The sequence below is a fragment of the Enterococcus sp. 3G1_DIV0629 genome (assembly GCF_002141285.1).
Classification (GTDB): Bacteria; Bacillota; Bacilli; order Lactobacillales; family Enterococcaceae; genus Enterococcus_B; species Enterococcus_B lactis.
Map to the genome: position 1 here is coordinate 851,285 of NZ_NGLI01000001.1, position 16,574 is coordinate 867,858.

Consider the following 16,574-nt stretch of genomic DNA (forward strand, 5'->3'; position numbering starts at 1 on the left):
TGAAATTCAAGAATACTGATTGATTTATTTAACTTAAAATAAAAAAATCAGCGCTTGGCTATTCTTTATTTTTGATATTCTGATTGGTTTTTAGGAAGAAGCGGGAGACAAATCGTTACAGTCGTTCCTGTCCCAATCACTGATTGGATCGTTAAGCCATATGCATCTCCATACATTAGGCGTATCCGCTCATCTACATGGCTGATGCCGATTCCTGAGAAATGATCATTTTTTTGTTTGGTATTTTCAGTATCGAAGCCATCGCCGTTATCAATCACTTCGAATAAAAGAAGCTGATTTTTTGTTTTGCCGTACACCGTGATGAATCCTTGCGTTTTATTGTGAAAAGCATGAAGATAGGCGTTTTCGATAATTGGTTGAAGAATCATATTCGGCATAGATAATGTCTGCAGTTCATCAGGAATCATTATTTTAGCCGAGATTCTTTCGCCATATCGCATACTCAAAAGATCGATGTAACTTTGTACGCTTTTGATTTCTTCCTTGACTGGAATCACTTCTTCTTTTTTTCCAATCGTACTTCTTAGTAAAGTAATGAAACTGTCGATTCCTTGAACTGCTTCATCTGTTTTTTGCTGCCAAATCAAAAATTTCAAGCTAGTCAGCGTATTATAAATGAAATGGGGTTGTATCTGAGCTTGCATAGTCTGGATTTCAAGCGAACGTTTCTTCTTTTCGTCTTGGATCGTCTGTTCATAATGATGCTGCGCGCTGCTTAGCAATTGATTGATCGTATTCCCTAGCAATTGGACTTCATGGCTTCCTTGTACAGGAACAGTAGCTTTCAAGCCATCTACCTCTAGCCATTTTAGCGAATCAATCAAGCGGTAGATCGATTTTGTGTGTCGATCCAAATACATAAATACCAATGAGCCAGCAAAAACAAGTGTCACGATATTATACAAAATAATGGGGAAAATCACGCCCATTTGGTTAGACAAAGAATGAAGATCGACTTGGCTGAGTAATGTACAATGCTGGCGGTACAGAGGAAGACGGGTCAACTGCTGTCCATTTGAAATGACTGTTTCACCTACTATCAGTTTTTTGAAAATCATTGATCGGCTCCCAATTGTATTTTCTTCATTTGATGCGATGACCGTCTGTTCTTCGTTCATGAAGGAGATCTTCGATATCTCGGGATTTACCACAGATTGAAAAAGATTCGCTAGTTGCTGGGATGAGATCGATAAAACAGCATATCCGTAAATATGATTCAATGTGTTTTTCAGTTTTTTGACAAAAAAGACGCTGGGTGCTTTCTTATCGCGAAGAGTCAATCCGTATTGTGCAAAAAGCATTTGTGTATCAGCAGCGCGTTCATTCACTCTCTGGGCAATCGCAGATTGAAAAAAAGAATCGGCAGATACGGCAGTGAGCATGTCATTTCCGACAAAAGTTCTTCCATTTTCTCCAAAGATCAATACATCGTAATCGATCATTGGATGGATTTTTGAAAGAGAGTCATTCATTTTTTGGATTGTTCTTAGTTGCTGAAGCTGTTCCATATGTTGGGCTGGATCATTGGAAAAATAGTTTTCGACAGCTGGGTTGGAATCAAAAGCGGCTAATGTATTCTCGATTGCATCATTCAAGCTTTCAAATTCAGATTGGATCTTTTTTAGTACCACATCATTCGATTGATTGAACAGCTGGATATAGGCATCCCTTGATCGATGATAAATAAACAAAGAGATGACGATGGCTTGCAGAAAAAGACCGATGAACAAAATGAACAGAAGTTTGGTAAAGAGTTCATGCTCTTTGATTTTTTTTCTCATTTTACAAAAGTTCCTTTACGGTATTGAGAAGGTGTCATTCCTGTCTCTTCTTTAAAAACTCTGGAGAAATAACCCAGTTCGGTATAGCCGACTTTCTCACAGATTTCCGTCAAAGTAAGCCGTGTTTCCGTTAAAAAGAGCTTGGCTTTACTGATACGGACTTTTTTTAGATATTTTGAAAAGTTGATGCCAAATTTTTCAGTAAAGATGGCTGAGAGATAGCTATATGAAAAATGATATTTTTCGGATAGAAGTTGTAAATTGATTTCTTTCTCATAATTTTCCTGAACGAACTCGTAGATCAAAGTCAAGATATCGAAATTGTCTTTTTTTGCATTTGCAGAAAAGTGGGTGAGTTTCTCAAGTGTTTCTTTGACAAGAATAGAAAAATCTTCGAAGTACTCAGCATCGGCTAATAAAGAAGGAAGGGCGATCTTGAGCAAAGAAAGTTCTTCATTCCCAACATGCTCGTCAGCCAAAGCGTTGAGTAATGCATAGAAACGATTGATTGCTTCATGTTTCAAATAAGCTGGATCAATAGGCTCTTCCAATATTGTCGTAAAGAAATCCTCAAGTTCTTTGACAGCTAAAGTGTAGTCTTTATGAACGATTTTTGTTAAATAGCTACTTGCTTGCTGCTCGTGGTTGGTTAATAACGGAAGAAGTTCATGCTGATAAGCAAGGTTCTTTCCCTTATGATAGAAGCGTTGTCCTTTGGTGCAATTTCTGATTTCTTGGAATATTCCATTGATATCTTGAATTGCAAAAGAATCAGAAACAACAAAAAAATCACCTGGAAAAACTTCTTGACGAAACTTTTGAACAAACTTTCTAAGCGTATCTTTGGAATCAGTATTGATCACATAGCCGGATTCTTCTGAAAAGGTAGAAAAGGGATAAATAGTAAACGAATCGTCGCTATCCATCAACGAATGGATGATCAACTGTTTTTGTTTAGAGCCTTGTTTTGAACTGAATGGCCGTTTTTCGGTATATAACAGAAAAAACAAGGTGTGTTCAAAAAGAAGAGGGTCAAGCAATGGACGAGTTTGTCCAGCAATCTGCTGTGAAAGATTCTCGCAGATCTGCTCATAACGATCGGTGATTGGGCTTTTGTTGGGCTTTTTTTTGATTTTTTGTGAAACGGCAGTTAAGGAATTTAGAAAAAAATCAGGACTCAATCGAGGCTTTAAAAGATAATCAGCGACGCCTTCTTTAAAAGAATCTTTAACCATATCAAATTCATCATAGCTAGAGAGGATAAGGATCTGTGTTTCAGGTTGTTGCTGTTTTAATAGCCGGGATAATTCGATCCCATTTAATTCAGGCATCATTACATCTGTGACCACGATATCGATTGCATGTACCAAAGAAAAATCAAGCGCTTTCAACGGGCTGGAAAAAGTCCCTATTAATTGAAACCCGTGCTCAGACCAATTGATCAACTGTTTCATTCCGTCTAAAATCGTCTGTTCATCATCGATAAGAATTACGCGTATTGGCATTTTTTTACCCGCCTTAAGAATAGTCTTGTAATTTAAAAATACTTATTTCTAGGAGAAAATGCAAGGATATTTTTATTTTAAAGAAACCTCCACCCTTTCAATCTTTGGTCTAGATGCTAAGATTATTCCTTTTGTCATAGTTGATTTGTATTTTTTTATTATTTTAGGAGAAATTTTTGAAGTATCTGAATAATAAAGAAACCGTTTTCAAATTTTGATATGATGAATGTAGCAAACGTAAACAACTATTGGATAGAAAAGGAGCGGATAAAAAATGAACATCAGAAAGTTAATTGCTGGAGTCGTTTGTTTAGCGGCAGCATCAGGTTTCTTAACAGGATGCGGAAGTGCTAGTAGCACAGCAGACAACGAAGAAAAAGTCACTGTCTGGGCGTGGGATGAGACATTCAATATCAAAGCAGTGAATGAAGCAAAAAAAGTTTATGAGAACGAAGAAACAGAGATAGAAGTTGTTACGATGTCTCAGGATGATATCGTTCAGAAACTGAACACCGCTTTAGCAAGCGGGAATACAGAAGGATTGCCCAATATCGTCTTGATTGAAGATTATAGGATACAAGGCTATTTGACTTCTTATCCAGATGCATTCGCTGACTTGACTGCTATTGTAAAGGAAGATCATTTTGCACCATATAAATTTGCAGTAAACAAAGTAGGAGAAAAAATATACGGTGTTCCTTTCGATTCGGGCGTAACAGCAAACTTCTATCGTACGGATCTGATGACTGAAGCAGGATATACAGAAGAGGATATGGAGAATCTGAAGTGGGACGAGTACATTCAAGTAGCGCGAGATGTCAAAGAAAAGACGGGAAAGAAAATCGCTGAAGTCAATCCTTCTGATCTTGGCCGAGTAAGAATGATGATGCAACAGGCGGGAGAATGGTATACGTCCAAAGATGGGGAGACGGTCACAATCCAAGACAATGCATCTTTAAAGTATGGTCTTGAATTATTTGCCACTCTTTTGAAAGAAGACCTAGTCGAACAAACCTCTGACTGGAATGCTGGAGTAACTGCGATACAATCAGGAGCAGTAGCTTCTAGCCCAACTGGCGCTTGGTATTCTTCAACGATCCAAGGAGCAGAAGACCAATCTGGAAAATGGAAGATTGCGCCAATACCTGCACTTCCAGAAAATTTACAAAAAGCGCAAGCTTCTAACCTTGGCGGTGCTGGCTGGTATGTGCTCAAAGGAGTAGCTGGAGAAGAATCAGCGAAAGATTTCCTCGAAGCAACGTTTGCATCGAATGAAGAACTGATGGGCACTCTTGCGAAAGAAATCGGACTGGTGTCTGCGATGCTTAGTGCAAATGAACAAGAAGCTTATCAAGAAGCTTCAGAATTTTACAGTGGTCAAAAGGTCTTTGATAATTTTTCCAAATGGACATCAGAAATTCCAGAAGTGAATTACGGACATGAGACCTATGCAATTGAAGCAGTCGTAGCCGAAGCTCTTCATCGAATCATCAATGGAGAAGAGACAGACAAGGTACTAGCAGATACACAAAAACAAGTAGAAGCACAGTTGGCTAATTGATTGGTGATAAAAAAGTGAATTTCTTCGCTTTTTCATCAAACAACAGAAAAGACAAAAAAGATGGCGGCTGCCTTACAGACGTTGTCTTTCTTGTCTTTTCAATTAAATAATCAATGATAGAAATTGGAGGGAAAAGAATGAAGCAGAAAGATTTATTCAAAAACGGGCATGCTTTTTTAATCTTGCCAGTCATTTTGATATCGATCATGGTTTTTATTCCGATGGTTTTGGCTTTGATCACGTCTTTTCAAAGTGGTCCCCCTGTCAATATGACATTTAACGGATTAGGTAATTATCAACGGATGCTGACAGACGCAACTTTTAAAAAAGCTTTTTTCAATACGTTCCTGTATTTACTAGTTCAAGTACCAATCATGCTGTTTCTAGCACTTTTTATTTCCAACCTTTTAAATGATAAAAAGCTGAAATATAAAGGGTTGTTTCGAACAGCTATTTTTCTTCCGTGTATCACTTCGATGGTCAGTTATTCTCTGATCATGAAAAGTCTATTTTCTCAATCTGGCCTTGTAAACAACTTGTTGTTGGGCATTGGTATGATTGACACTCCGATTGGCTGGCTGACTCATCCAATTTGGGCGAAAGTTTTGATCATTCTTTCGATCACTTGGCGTTGGACTGGATACAATATGATTTTTTTCCTTTCAGGCATGCAAAATATTGATTCGGAGATTTATGAAGCAGCATCTATTGACGGTGCTTCTAAATGGCAGCAGTTTATCAAAGTGACGATCCCGAATTTAAAACCGATCATTTTGTTTACTTCCATTACTTCAACGATCGGGACATTGCAGCTTTTTGATGAAGTACAAAATATTACTGGCGGGGGACCAGCAAATGCAACGACCACGCTGTCTCAATACATCTATAATTTGAGTTATAAATTCACGCCTAATTTTGGATATGCGGCAGCAGTTTCCTTTGTTATTGTTGCCTTTATTGTGATATTGTCGATAATCCAAACGAAAGTAGGAGGAGAGAGTCGATGAAAAGCATAGTAGAAAAAGAAACGATCGCACACCCCAACGTCAAAAAACAAGCCTTAGGACTTCGTTCGGCAATTGGGTCAGCATTAAAGTATACAGCATTAAGCATCCTATCATTTATTTCCATTTTCCCTTTTGTCTGGATGATTCTGGGAATGACGAATACACCCGTGGATATCACATCGGGAAAAATAAAGATTGGCAGTAACTTGATCATCAATTTTCAAAATTTGTTTTCCAATGAACTGAATTTTACTCGTTCCCTTTGGAATTCAGCAATGATCGCTCTAGTGACCACTGTGTTTGCATTGCTGATTTCGTCAATGGCAGGATATGGATTTGAGATTTATCAAAGCAAGCGAAAAGATTTGATTTTCAGTATTCTACTGCTATCGATGATGGTTCCTTTTGCGGCATTGATGATTCCTTTGTATCGAATGTTTTCACAATTGAACGGAACGATTTTGGGAATCAATAGTTTCTTAGTTGTCATCTTACCATCTGTCAGCACTGCTTTTTTGATCTTCTTCTTCCGGCAAAATGTTAAATCCTTTCCAAAAGATCTAGTAGAAGCCGCTCGATTAGACGGTCTAAAAGAACTAAGTATTTTTTTTAGAGTATATATGCCGACGGCTAAAAATACCTATGCAGCGGCAGCAATCATCACATTCATGAGCAGCTGGAACAATTATTTATGGCCCTTAGTGGCTTTGCAGTCACCTGATAAACGGACGGTTCCGCTTGTTTTATCTGCTATGGGTGCTTCCTATACGCCAGATTATGGAATGATCATGGCTGGATTAGTCATCGCTACTTTACCAACTGCCATCGTATTTTTTGTTTTGCAAAAACAATTCGTTCAAGGAATGATCGGCTCTGTAAAATAAAAAACAACAATAAGTACGTCCCTACAAAGTCATCTTTTCCAAGTAAAAAGACACTTTTGGGACGTGTGTTATTTTATGTTGAGAAAAATTAAATGATAACGTTTTAAGTTTATGCTCGAAAACTCTTTCATTTTAAGGTAAACTTAAAGAGTAAAGGAGGAGGATACATGCTAAAAAATTTTAAAGAAGTGATTGCTGCCATATTGCCGATGACCGTCCTGATTGTCATTTTAACGTTTGTTTTTGCGCCGTTAGAAGGAGAAGACCTCGCTTCATTCTTGGTAGGTGCGGCTATCATGATGATCGGAATGACGCTCTTTTTGTTTGGGGCAGACTATTCCATGATGGAAGTCGGAGATCTAGTAGGGAAATATATGATCAAAAAGAAAAGTTTGGCTGTTTTGGTCAGTTTGGGGTTTGCTATCGGGATCGTGATCACGATTGCTGAACCTTCCGTGCAAGTTTTGGGACAACAAGTATATGATATATCTGACGGAGAGATTGGCAGAGTGTTGCTGATTGGAATCGTCAGCGTCGGCACTGGAGTATTTCTAGCCTTTGCGCTGCTTCGGGTCGTATTCAAGCTATCCTATTATCAATTGATGGCTATAGGCTACATAGGCGTTTTGATCGCCTCGTTTTTCACCAGTTCCGAATTCATGCCGATTGCTTTTGATTCGGGGGGAGTAACTACCGGTCCAGTAACTGTTCCATTTATCTTGGCCCTTGCCGGCGGGATGACTAGTATGATCAAACAAAAGAAAAATGAAAATGACAGCTTTGGAATGGTTGGTATTGCTTCATTAGGGCCAATTCTTGCCGTAATGATTTTGGGGGTGATCTTCCAATGAGTTTCTGGCAGCAAGTGATAGATGGTATCGAGATCGTTACTATGGAAGTTATTTTAGCAGTGGCACCTATCGTGATTCTATTTGTTTTGATGAATATCATTAGTTTTCGTATGCGCAAGAAGCGTTTCTTTGACATTATGAAAGGCTTCTTGATAACGACTATTGGGTTGATCCTTTTCCTGCACGGAGTCAATATGGCTTACGTTCCGGTAGGACAGCATTTAGGTAGTACGATCGCTGGATTGCCCTATAATTATATATTGGTTCCCCTTGGCTTTTTGATGGGGTTCCTAGTAGGGTTTGCTGAGCCGGCGATTCATGTAATGGTCAAACAGGTTGAAGAATTGAGTGAAGGAAGGATCCGGTCGAAAATCATGCTGATGGTGATTTCGATTGGGATTGGCGCAGCAGTAGGGTTGTCTATGTGGCGTTTGCTCGTCGGATTCTCTCTTTATTATTTCTTGATCCCAGGATATGGGCTAGCATTTATTTTAGGACGAAAAGTGGACAAGATCTTTTTAGCAATGGCTTTTGACAACGGTGGAGTAGCAACGGGTCCGATGTGTTCGACATTTATTTTATCAATGAGCGTGGCGATCGCTGCACAAATTGAGGGAAGAGATCCGATCATTGATGGGTTTGGTGTGGTTGCAATGATTGCATTGACACCAATATTATCCACTTTAGTACTAGGATATATTTATAAACGAAAAGATGAAAAAGACAGAATCGAAAAAGAAAGATTGCAAAAATTGGGGGAAAGCAAATGAAAGATCTTGTAGCATTGAATCTTCACATGATTGTGACAATCGTGGACGGAGGAACAGGTGAAGATGTCATCGACTTTTCAAAAGAAGCAGGTGCAGCAGGCGGAACAATCTTGCATGGTCGTGGTTCTGGTGTACATGATTCAGGGAAATTTTTAGGTTTGGACATCTCGCCAGAAAAAGATGTTGTTTTGACATTAGTACCAGATAGTTTGACGAATCAAGTGATGGATGCGATTGGTCAAGGCATCAACATCGATGTTCCAGGTAACGGGATTTGTTTTAGTATTGATGTAGATAAAGTAATTGGTATCACTAAGATTCATCAGTATCGGGAAATTATCGGGATGCAGGAACTTTTGGATGAAACTAACGATAGAGAAAATCCTGAATCATAGACAAGCATTTGAAGAAGAAATAAACCTAAACAAGAAGGCGGATGAGCATTATTTCCGCTTTTTTGTTTAGGTTTTTTTCGTGAATACTTATGAAATAGTAAATTTTTATGAAATTCTTCTCTAAGCATCAGACTTTCTTTTCAAAATATGCTATTTTAAAAATGATGAAAAAAGGGGGAGAAAAATGAATTTTTTAGTTGTTTTAAAAGATACTCTGATTGAGCGGTCTACATTTCTATATGTTCAATTGCAGGAAAATAAAACATTGCTGCATTTTTCACCAGAGTTCCATCTAGAGGGACTAACATTAGGAGAAATTTATCAAGCAGAAGGGCTATCGGCTGTTTTGCACTTTTTTGAGGCAGAATTGGAATTACCGGTAAAAGATTATATCGAGCTTTCTCTTGAATCTTGGGATCGAGCAGTCGTTGAGCTATTCCCAGAAGGTTTGATGATCGATACGAATGATGGGAAGATTCATTTGACTGCAGCAGAACTACAGAAACAAATGCGTTATCAAATAGATGATGAAAATTCTTTTTCTATTTTTAGACGTCAGCAAAAGATTCTAAAAAGCTTTTTAAAAGTAATCAGTAAAAAAAGGAATTTGCTTAAAACGACTCAACTGTTGAAAAAATATCCAAATCTGCTTCATACGTCCATTCAATTCCCTCAATTAATTACGATGATCCATCGTTTTATACGTATGCAACAGCTACCATCTAAGAAGCTGTTTTTGCCATTGACGGACACATTCCGTGTAGTCAACAGAGAAGATAAAAAGAAAGTGATTGTGATCGACTTTACCAGAAATCGGAATGTCCTTCATCAAGTCGCAATGGAAAAGGCCAATTAAGGCTTTTTCTTTTTTGATTTTTTTGTCATAATGAATGATAGATGATGGAGGAGATAACAGGATGCAAACATGGTTAGAAAGACTGATACGGTTTCAGCAGAACTATCAAAAACTTATGCAGGGAAGATATGCAAAATTTGATCAATTGAATCGTGTTTTATTGATTATCGCACTTTTTTTTAGTTTACTAAGTCGGTGGTTGCCATTTAGGATCGGGCAATTGTTGTTCATCGTTTTTTTCGGATGGATGCTATTTCGTTTTCTATCAAAAAAAATCTATCCTAGACTAAATGAAAATCAACGTTATTTGGAATATTTTGATAAAGGCAAAGAAAAATATCATCAGATGAGAAACAAAAAGCAAGCTAAAACGGAACGAAAAAGCTATACTTTTTTTGAGTGCCCGAATTGTCATCAAAAGCAGCGTGCGCCTAGAGGAAAAGGACGAATACGCGTGACATGCAAAACATGTGGCATAAAATTCGAAACGAATGTTTAAGGGAGAAAAAAATGAAATTAGTATTATTGCGTCATGGCGAAAGCGAAGCAAATTTTGAAAATTACTGGACAGGGTGGCTAGATGTCGCCTTAACAGAAAAAGGAAAAGAACAAGCAGCAGTAGCCGGTCAAAAAATGTATGAAGCCGGTCTTCAATTCGATGCGGTTTACACCTCTGTTTTAAAACGCGCGATTCTTACCGGTCAAGTCGCACTAGAAGAAATGGGGCAGTTGTGGCTTCCCATAGTAAAAACATGGCGTCTGAATGAACGGCACTATGGGGATCTTGTTGGTAAAAACAAGGATCAGATGAAAGAAATATACGGAAAAGATCAAGTAAAGAAATGGCGCAGAGGATATACAGAAGTTCCGCCGTTAACCGCAGAAAACCGATTTGACCGCAGATACGATCATTTGGATCCACATTTGATTCCGTACGGAGAAAGTCTAGAAATGACAGTGAATCGGATCATTCCTTTGTGGCAAGATCAACTAGCACCAAAACTAAAAGATCGGAAAGATTTACTAGTTGTGGGTCATGGGAATAGCATCCGAGCACTGACAAAATATTTAGAAAATGTTCCTGAGGATCAAATGGATACAATTGATATCCCGAATGCACAACCAATCCAATATACATTAGCAGACGATTTGACGATTCTAGAGAAAACAATACTTTAATCAACGTATTTATCTATAATGAAAGATAGAAAAAAGTAGCAAAGGAATGGAACAAAAAGAACATGAGAAATTATATATGGGACTTTGATGGTACATTGTTTGATACGTATCCCGCAATGGTAGATGGTGCTCAGCAAGCTCTAAAATATTTTGGTATCAATATGGACAAAAAAGAGATCTACTTCAAAATGAAAAAATATTCCACCAGTTATTTGATCAATGAATCAAATTTGGACGCCAATGAGTTTAATGAATTGTTTCATCGGTATGAGAAAAAAAGCAAGGAAGCTTCCCGTCCATTTCCAGAAACGAAACAAGTACTTGAAAGGCTAAAAACCAATGGAGGACGTCACTTCATCTTGACCCACCGTTTGACAGAATCGACATGGGAACTGCTGAAAGAGTATCAATTAGCCCATCTGATTGAGGAAGTAGTAGGGATTGATCAGGATTTCCCTCGTAAACCGGATCCAGCATCTTTAAAGTATTTGATTGATACTTTTCATTTAGAAAGAACAGACACGATGATGATCGGCGATCGCCGTTTAGATATCGAAGCAGGGAAAAACGCAGGAGTCGTTACTTGTCTTTACGATATCGATCATTTTCTGGGGGAGATTCTTGCAGATCATGTTGTAGGAAATTTAAATGAAATCCTATCCTTGCGGAGTAACGTAAAAAAATAGTATCCCCTTACAAAGGAGATATGTTATAATTTTTATAAAGGAGTGATAAAATTATATGGAAATCAGAAGACAAAAAGAAGTAGTAGAAGCATTTCATTATGATATGAGATTACCGAACCAAGAAGTAGAAACAGATTTAAAAGTGGGCTTCTCGCCTTTGAAAGAAACGATCGAAAACTATCCGAAAGAACATAGCATCGTAGGAGCACGCTTAGAGTTCCGTTTAGTGTTTGATACATATGTTTTATCTGGAAGTGTGAGTCAAATCAATCATATCCTCAATCGGAAAATTGAAGGTCAAAATGATGTCGCACAAGAAGAAGTGGACGAGCTAGTAGCACCGTTATTCGATATCGTACGCAGGATGTCTTATGAGGTGACAGAGATCGCCTTGGATCAGCCTGGGGTAAAATTGAATTTTCAATCAGAAAAACAAGAATAGACAGTAAAAACATTCCTGTGATAGTTTTAATCTATCACAGGAATGTTTTTTTATTACTAATTGTAAGCAAAAAGAATGTCATTTCGATAAAAATCGTCTAAAATGTAAAAGTCACTGAAAAAATTTTTTCAGGAGGATGGTTGAAGAATCATTCTCGGGAACCTTTACTTCCTTCGATGGACTTGTCATTAATAATAAGAGGAGGAGAAAAATGACAACACTCATCACAGTTTTAGTGGTTCTAGTTTTTGCGGCATTATTATATGTGTTCTATCGTATGCAAAAGCGCCATACAAAATTTTCAACACGCGTCTTTACAGCATTAGGAGTTGGTATCGTCTTTGGCGGTCTGCTTCAATTGATCTTTGGTGTAGAAGACAAAGTCGTTACTCAATCAATGGAATGGATCGGGATCGTAGGACAAGGGTATGTATCATTCTTGCAAATGCTAGTTATGCCTTTAGTATTCATTTCGATCATTGGTGCATTCACAAAAATGAAAGTTTCTGAAAAGCTGGGGAAAATCAGTGCAACTGTACTGACTTCTTTACTTGGTACAACAGCTATTGCAGCATTGATCGGAATCGGTTCAACGATGCTGTTCGGTCTTCAAGGAGCTAAATTCACACAAGGAGCAGCAGAAACAGCACGGATCTCTGAATTGGCGACACGTCAGGAAACGGTTGAAAACTTATCGATTCCGCAGCAGATTTTATCCTTTATCCCTAAAAACGTATTTGCTGATTTAGCAGGTAGCCGTGCAACTAGTACGATTGGAGTCGTTATTTTTGCAGCCTTTGTCGGTATCGCTTATCTAGGTGTGAAAAGAAAAGCGCCAAAAGAAGCAGCATTCTTTTCAGATTTAGTCGACAGTCTGTATAAAATCATTATGCGAATCGTGACGCTTGTTCTGCGTTTGACACCATATGGGGTATTTGCTTTGATGACAAACGTTTTGGCAACAAGTGATTTTGCAGCTATCGTCAATTTAGGTAAATTTGTCGTTGCATCTTACGTAGCATTGCTTGCTGTTTTGATTGTCCATTCATTGATTTTGATTGGTGCCAAAGTCAATCCAATCAACTATTTCAAAAAAGCTTTTCCAGTATTGAGCTTTGCGTTTACTTCACGTTCAAGTGCCGGAGCCTTGCCATTGAACATCGAGACTCAGACAAAAGCTTTAGGAGTAGACGATGCAACAGCTAATTTCTCAGCAAGTTTTGGTTTGTCTATTGGACAAAACGGCTGTGCTGGCGTTTATCCAGCTATGTTGGCAACGATCGTCGCACCAGCGGCTGGAGTGAATGTCTTTAGTTTGGAATTTATTTTGATGCTTGTGGCGATTGTAACAATCAGTTCTTTTGGTGTAGCCGGAGTCGGCGGTGGTGCAACATTTGCTTCACTGATCGTTTTAGGGGCAATGAACTTGCCAGTAGCAATCGTTGGGTTAGTTATCTCTGTAGAACCATTGATCGATATGGCACGTACAGCAGTAAACGTCAGCGGTAGCATGGTAGCTGGTATCGTGACAAGTGCACGCATCAAAGATTTAGATCGCGATGTCATCAATGATGATTCAAAAGTGATCGATGTGAATGCATAGCTAAAAAGAGGTTGTGATAGAAGTGGTCAGCTTTAAGAAATAAGAAGTTTCCCAAAAATAGCTTCTCAAATCTTTGTGGAATTTCGGCTTATTTCCGAGAAGCTACTTCTGGAACACCGTGAATAAGAGGTTGTGAAAAAGCTGCCCTGCATCAAGTCATAAGAACAGCCAAACAAAAATAGTTCCTCATATTTTACGTTTGGTTGAGCTTATTACCGCAGATGCAAGCTTTTGAACACCGTTTAAGAAAGAGGTCGTGAGCCCGCCGTTTAACTCTGAGTCACAAGGAGCAATTTCAAAAAACAGCTTCTCATGTTTGTTGAATATTGTGACTTGTGACCGAGGAGTTGGCAGGAGAACACCGTTTACCAGAGGTTGTGACTTGATTTTTGTCACAACCTCTTTTTTTATATATTCCATATAAATACATATTATTTATTCCGAAAAGTGAAAGCGTGAATAATAAAAACAACCAACTTATTTATTATTAAAGAAAAGCGTATTTAAGTAGGACGATTCTGTTGAGAGCTTTCGTAGATTTTCCCATTTTCCTATGGTAAACTGACAAAGTTGGGAATGTTAGAACAGATCGTTTAGGAGGAAACAGATGTTTACGAATGAAATAAAAATCATGCTTTATGTGGATGATGTAGAGAAAAATGCAGCGTTTTGGAGAGCAATTGGCTTTGCGGAAAAAGATCGTCAAGAAATGGATGGGACGCTTGTAATTGAAGTAGGAGTTGAGGACAGTCAAACCTCATTCGTGTTATATGATCGAGCGTTTGTTGAGTCCCATTCACCTGGCACAGCTACTAGTGCCCCATCTTTGATGTTTTACAGCAAAGATATCTTTGGACTATATAAAAAAATGCAGACGCAATCAGTCACATTAGGTGATATGGTACAGCTTGGAGAAGAATATGTCTTCAACTTTGCTGATCCCGATGGCAATTACTTTGCGGTTACAGGTAAATAATAGAAATAAAGACTTTGTTTTTCTGTGCGAAACAGGAAAGCGAAGTCTTTTTAATTCAAATAATAATATTATGTAAACAAAAATCACATGCGTAATTATACACAAGCAAATAAATCGTCAAATGCGAACGCCTTCTTTATACTGTTTAGGAACGAAAAGAAGGAAGGAAGAAATACATGGATTATCAAGTACTGCTTTATTACAATTATACAAAAATAGAAGAACCAGAGGAATTTGCCAAAAATCATTTAGCCTTTTGCAAATCTTTGGATCTTAAAGGTCGTATTCTAGTAGCTGAAGAAGGAATAAATGGTACTGTGTCTGGAACCGTTGAAAACACGATTGCCTATATGGAAGCAATGAAAGCTGATCCTCGATTTGCTGATACGATGTTCAAGATTGATCCAAGCGAAGGACATGCCTTTAAGAAGATGTTTGTAAGATACCGTCCAGAGCTTGTAAGTTTAAAACTAGAAGAGGACATTGATCCAAACCAAGTGACAGGTGCTTATCTTTCACCGCAAGAATTTAAAGAAGCTATTTTAGACGAACAGACAGTGGTGATTGATGCACGGAATGATTATGAATATGACTTGGGGCATTTTCGAGGGGCTGTACGCCCAGATATACGCAGTTTTCGAGAGCTTCCAGACTGGATCCGCGAGCACAAAGAAGAATTTATGGAAAAACGGGTAGTGACCTACTGTACTGGCGGCATTCGTTGCGAGAAGTTTTCTGGTTGGCTTGTCCGTGAAGGATTCAAAGATGTCGGACAGCTACATGGCGGTATTGCTACTTATGGAAAGGATCCTGAAGTCCAAGGAGAATTATGGGATGGCAAGATGTATGTGTTTGATGAACGGATCGCTGTCGATATCAACCAAGTAGATAAACAAATCGTCGGTCGCGACTGGTTTGACGGAACACCATGTGAACGATATATCAATTGTAGCAATCCTGAGTGCAATCGTCAGATTCTTGCTTCCGTTGAAAATGAAGAAAAACATTTAGGAGCATGTAGCGTAGAGTGTGCGAAACATCCACGCAACCGCTATGTTCAAGACCATGGAATCTCTCCAGAAGAAGCAGAACTGCGGTTTGCAGCTTTAAGTAAATAGAAAACAATAGTTTTGATTGTCGACCATTTCCAATATGCGCTATACTATCGTTGAGGATGGTGATCCACATGAAATCATTGATTTATGCTATTGGCGATGTCCACGGTAAATATGATCTTTTTGAAAAACTTATTCACTATTATGATCCGACGATCCATCAGCTTGTTTTATTAGGAGATCTCAATGATCGAGGGCCTCGTACAAAGGAATGTTTTCTATTAGGAAAGCAATTAGTCGAAGAAACAGGTGCCATTTATCTCCGGGGAAACCATGAAGAATATTTTTTGCAATTTCTGCAAGCACCGGAGGACTGGTATGCGCCTTATATCAGAAATGGTGGAAAAGAAACATTTGAAAGCCTACTTCACCCAGGTGCATCGGAGGAATACTCCCCGACTGAAATCTCAATGATGATTCGATCAAGATACCCAGAACTGATTGAATTTTTAGTCCAGCGCCCCTTGTATTATGAATGGGAAAATTATCTGTTTGTCCATGCTGGAGTGGATTTGACAAAGAAAGACTGGCGTAAGACAAGTCCAAGAGACTTTATTTGGATACGGGAACCATTTCATGAAGGGAAAAACAACACAGGTAAGACAATTGTATTTGGACATACGATTACACCAATGCTCCATGGAGATATGCAGACAACAGACCTCTGGATTCAGGATCATAAAATCGGAATGGACGGTGGGGCTGTATTCGGAGGGTCATTGCATGGGGTTGTTTTTGACAAGGAAGGTATCCTTCAAGACATTGAATATCAGAACAACAAAGGATCTTGGCAAGGAATCTGACGAATGGAAAGAATGAAGGAGCTGCGACTTTGTTGCGGCTCTTTTTATTTGTATAGAGAATATTGTTTCTTTCAGCAGTTTAACCCATGATAAAAAGTATGATAGAATAAAGAAGCAATTTTTAGCAGAAAAGAGGCAT

General features: G+C 38.4%; 17 protein-coding genes and 1 pseudogene. 15 read left to right on the forward strand and 3 right to left on the reverse strand.

Annotated features, from left to right (window positions below):
* Positions 1-65 precede the first annotated feature (65 nt).
* From A5816_RS04350 to A5816_RS16505, 3 genes and pseudogenes are all read right to left on the reverse strand, one after another.
* A complete protein-coding gene (locus tag A5816_RS04350; protein ID WP_086310818.1) occupies positions 66-1,802 on the reverse strand; it encodes a sensor histidine kinase in 1,737 nt (578 codons plus the stop codon).
* The gene (locus A5816_RS16500) at positions 1,799-2,728 is read right to left on the reverse strand and encodes an AraC family transcriptional regulator (protein ID WP_256926079.1); all 930 of its coding nucleotides are present in this window, start codon (positions 2,726-2,728) and stop codon (positions 1,799-1,801) included. Before A5816_RS16500 ends, A5816_RS04350 begins: the two co-directional genes overlap by 4 nt.
* Before the next feature lie 318 nt (positions 2,729-3,046).
* Positions 3,047-3,307 (reverse strand): annotated as a pseudogene (locus A5816_RS16505) (response regulator); the annotation flags it as partial.
* A gap of 274 nt (positions 3,308-3,581) precedes the next feature.
* On the opposite strand from A5816_RS16505, the gene A5816_RS04360 reads away from it, so the two are divergent.
* From A5816_RS04360 to A5816_RS04430, 15 genes are all read left to right on the forward strand, one after another.
* Entirely contained in the window at positions 3,582-4,868 is a 1,287-nt protein-coding gene (locus tag A5816_RS04360) for an ABC transporter substrate-binding protein (RefSeq protein ID WP_086310820.1), read from the forward strand.
* A gap of 137 nt (positions 4,869-5,005) precedes the next feature.
* Positions 5,006-5,875 (forward strand): carbohydrate ABC transporter permease, encoded by an 870-nt coding sequence (locus tag A5816_RS04365; protein WP_002329276.1) that lies wholly within the window; start codon positions 5,006-5,008, stop codon positions 5,873-5,875.
* The gene (locus tag A5816_RS04370; RefSeq protein ID WP_002374524.1) at positions 5,872-6,759 is read left to right on the forward strand and encodes a carbohydrate ABC transporter permease; all 888 of its coding nucleotides are present in this window, start codon (positions 5,872-5,874) and stop codon (positions 6,757-6,759) included. The genes A5816_RS04365 and A5816_RS04370 overlap by 4 nt, the downstream gene beginning before the upstream one ends.
* 167 nt (positions 6,760-6,926) lie before the next feature.
* Positions 6,927-7,610 (forward strand): DUF1538 domain-containing protein, encoded by a 684-nt coding sequence (locus A5816_RS04375; RefSeq protein ID WP_002292009.1) that lies wholly within the window; start codon positions 6,927-6,929, stop codon positions 7,608-7,610.
* Positions 7,607-8,380 carry a DUF1538 domain-containing protein gene (locus tag A5816_RS04380; RefSeq protein WP_002329273.1) on the forward strand — a complete coding sequence of 258 codons (774 nt, stop codon included), beginning with the start codon at positions 7,607-7,609 and terminating at the stop codon, positions 8,378-8,380. Before A5816_RS04375 ends, A5816_RS04380 begins: the two co-directional genes overlap by 4 nt.
* On the forward strand, positions 8,377-8,775 hold the full coding sequence (locus tag A5816_RS04385) for a P-II family nitrogen regulator (RefSeq protein ID WP_002292005.1): 399 nt from the start codon (positions 8,377-8,379) through the stop codon (positions 8,773-8,775). The genes A5816_RS04380 and A5816_RS04385 overlap by 4 nt, the downstream gene beginning before the upstream one ends.
* A gap of 184 nt (positions 8,776-8,959) precedes the next feature.
* Complete coding sequence (locus A5816_RS04390; protein ID WP_010732477.1) at positions 8,960-9,631, forward strand: hypothetical protein; 672 nt, start codon at positions 8,960-8,962, stop codon at positions 9,629-9,631.
* Between the two features lie 61 nt (positions 9,632-9,692).
* On the forward strand, positions 9,693-10,130 hold the full coding sequence (locus tag A5816_RS04395; protein ID WP_025478498.1) for a hypothetical protein: 438 nt from the start codon (positions 9,693-9,695) through the stop codon (positions 10,128-10,130).
* An 11-nt stretch (positions 10,131-10,141) separates the two neighbouring features.
* Positions 10,142-10,810, forward strand: a complete 669-nt coding sequence (locus tag A5816_RS04400; RefSeq protein WP_025478499.1) for a 2,3-diphosphoglycerate-dependent phosphoglycerate mutase — start codon at positions 10,142-10,144, stop codon at positions 10,808-10,810.
* Positions 10,811-10,872: 62 nt separating this feature from the next.
* Positions 10,873-11,496 (forward strand): HAD-IA family hydrolase, encoded by a 624-nt coding sequence (locus A5816_RS04405; RefSeq protein WP_002374528.1) that lies wholly within the window; start codon positions 10,873-10,875, stop codon positions 11,494-11,496.
* A 55-nt stretch (positions 11,497-11,551) separates the two neighbouring features.
* Entirely contained in the window at positions 11,552-11,938 is a 387-nt protein-coding gene (locus A5816_RS04410; protein WP_086310821.1) for a DUF1149 family protein, read from the forward strand.
* Positions 11,939-12,149: 211 nt separating this feature from the next.
* A complete protein-coding gene (locus A5816_RS04415) occupies positions 12,150-13,541 on the forward strand; it encodes an L-cystine transporter (protein WP_002306552.1) in 1,392 nt (463 codons plus the stop codon).
* Positions 13,542-14,148: 607 nt separating this feature from the next.
* The gene (locus A5816_RS04420; protein WP_002374534.1) at positions 14,149-14,517 is read left to right on the forward strand and encodes a VOC family protein; all 369 of its coding nucleotides are present in this window, start codon (positions 14,149-14,151) and stop codon (positions 14,515-14,517) included.
* Positions 14,518-14,693: 176 nt separating this feature from the next.
* Positions 14,694-15,635 carry a rhodanese-related sulfurtransferase gene (locus A5816_RS04425; protein ID WP_086310822.1) on the forward strand — a complete coding sequence of 314 codons (942 nt, stop codon included), beginning with the start codon at positions 14,694-14,696 and terminating at the stop codon, positions 15,633-15,635.
* 68 nt (positions 15,636-15,703) lie between these two features.
* Positions 15,704-16,435, forward strand: coding sequence for a metallophosphoesterase (locus A5816_RS04430; protein ID WP_010732482.1), 732 nt, complete (start codon positions 15,704-15,706; stop codon positions 16,433-16,435).
* Positions 16,436-16,574 lie beyond the last annotated feature (139 nt).

Bases quoted from the DNA above. Each gene is read 5' to 3' on its own strand.
- A5816_RS04405 (WP_002374528.1), top strand. From the start codon at position 10,873: ATGAGAAATTATATATGGGACTTTGATGGTACATTGTTTGATACGTAT.
- A5816_RS04390 (WP_010732477.1), top strand. From the start codon at position 8,960: ATGAATTTTTTAGTTGTTTTAAAAGATACTCTGATTGAGCGGTCTACA.
- A5816_RS04350 (WP_086310818.1), bottom strand. From the start codon at position 1,802: ATGAGAAAAAAAATCAAAGAGCATGAACTCTTTACCAAACTTCTGTTC.
- A5816_RS04430 (WP_010732482.1), top strand. From the start codon at position 15,704: ATGAAATCATTGATTTATGCTATTGGCGATGTCCACGGTAAATATGAT.
- A5816_RS04425 (WP_086310822.1), top strand. From the start codon at position 14,694: ATGGATTATCAAGTACTGCTTTATTACAATTATACAAAAATAGAAGAA.
- A5816_RS16500 (WP_256926079.1), bottom strand. From the start codon at position 2,728: ATGGATAGCGACGATTCGTTTACTATTTATCCCTTTTCTACCTTTTCA.
- A5816_RS04385 (WP_002292005.1), top strand. From the start codon at position 8,377: ATGAAAGATCTTGTAGCATTGAATCTTCACATGATTGTGACAATCGTG.
- A5816_RS04370 (WP_002374524.1), top strand. From the start codon at position 5,872: ATGAAAAGCATAGTAGAAAAAGAAACGATCGCACACCCCAACGTCAAA.
- A5816_RS04395 (WP_025478498.1), top strand. From the start codon at position 9,693: ATGCAAACATGGTTAGAAAGACTGATACGGTTTCAGCAGAACTATCAA.
- A5816_RS04410 (WP_086310821.1), top strand. From the start codon at position 11,552: ATGGAAATCAGAAGACAAAAAGAAGTAGTAGAAGCATTTCATTATGAT.
- A5816_RS04415 (WP_002306552.1), top strand. From the start codon at position 12,150: ATGACAACACTCATCACAGTTTTAGTGGTTCTAGTTTTTGCGGCATTA.
- A5816_RS04365 (WP_002329276.1), top strand. From the start codon at position 5,006: ATGAAGCAGAAAGATTTATTCAAAAACGGGCATGCTTTTTTAATCTTG.
- A5816_RS04380 (WP_002329273.1), top strand. From the start codon at position 7,607: ATGAGTTTCTGGCAGCAAGTGATAGATGGTATCGAGATCGTTACTATG.
- A5816_RS04420 (WP_002374534.1), top strand. From the start codon at position 14,149: ATGTTTACGAATGAAATAAAAATCATGCTTTATGTGGATGATGTAGAG.
- A5816_RS04400 (WP_025478499.1), top strand. From the start codon at position 10,142: ATGAAATTAGTATTATTGCGTCATGGCGAAAGCGAAGCAAATTTTGAA.
- A5816_RS04375 (WP_002292009.1), top strand. From the start codon at position 6,927: ATGCTAAAAAATTTTAAAGAAGTGATTGCTGCCATATTGCCGATGACC.
- A5816_RS04360 (WP_086310820.1), top strand. From the start codon at position 3,582: ATGAACATCAGAAAGTTAATTGCTGGAGTCGTTTGTTTAGCGGCAGCA.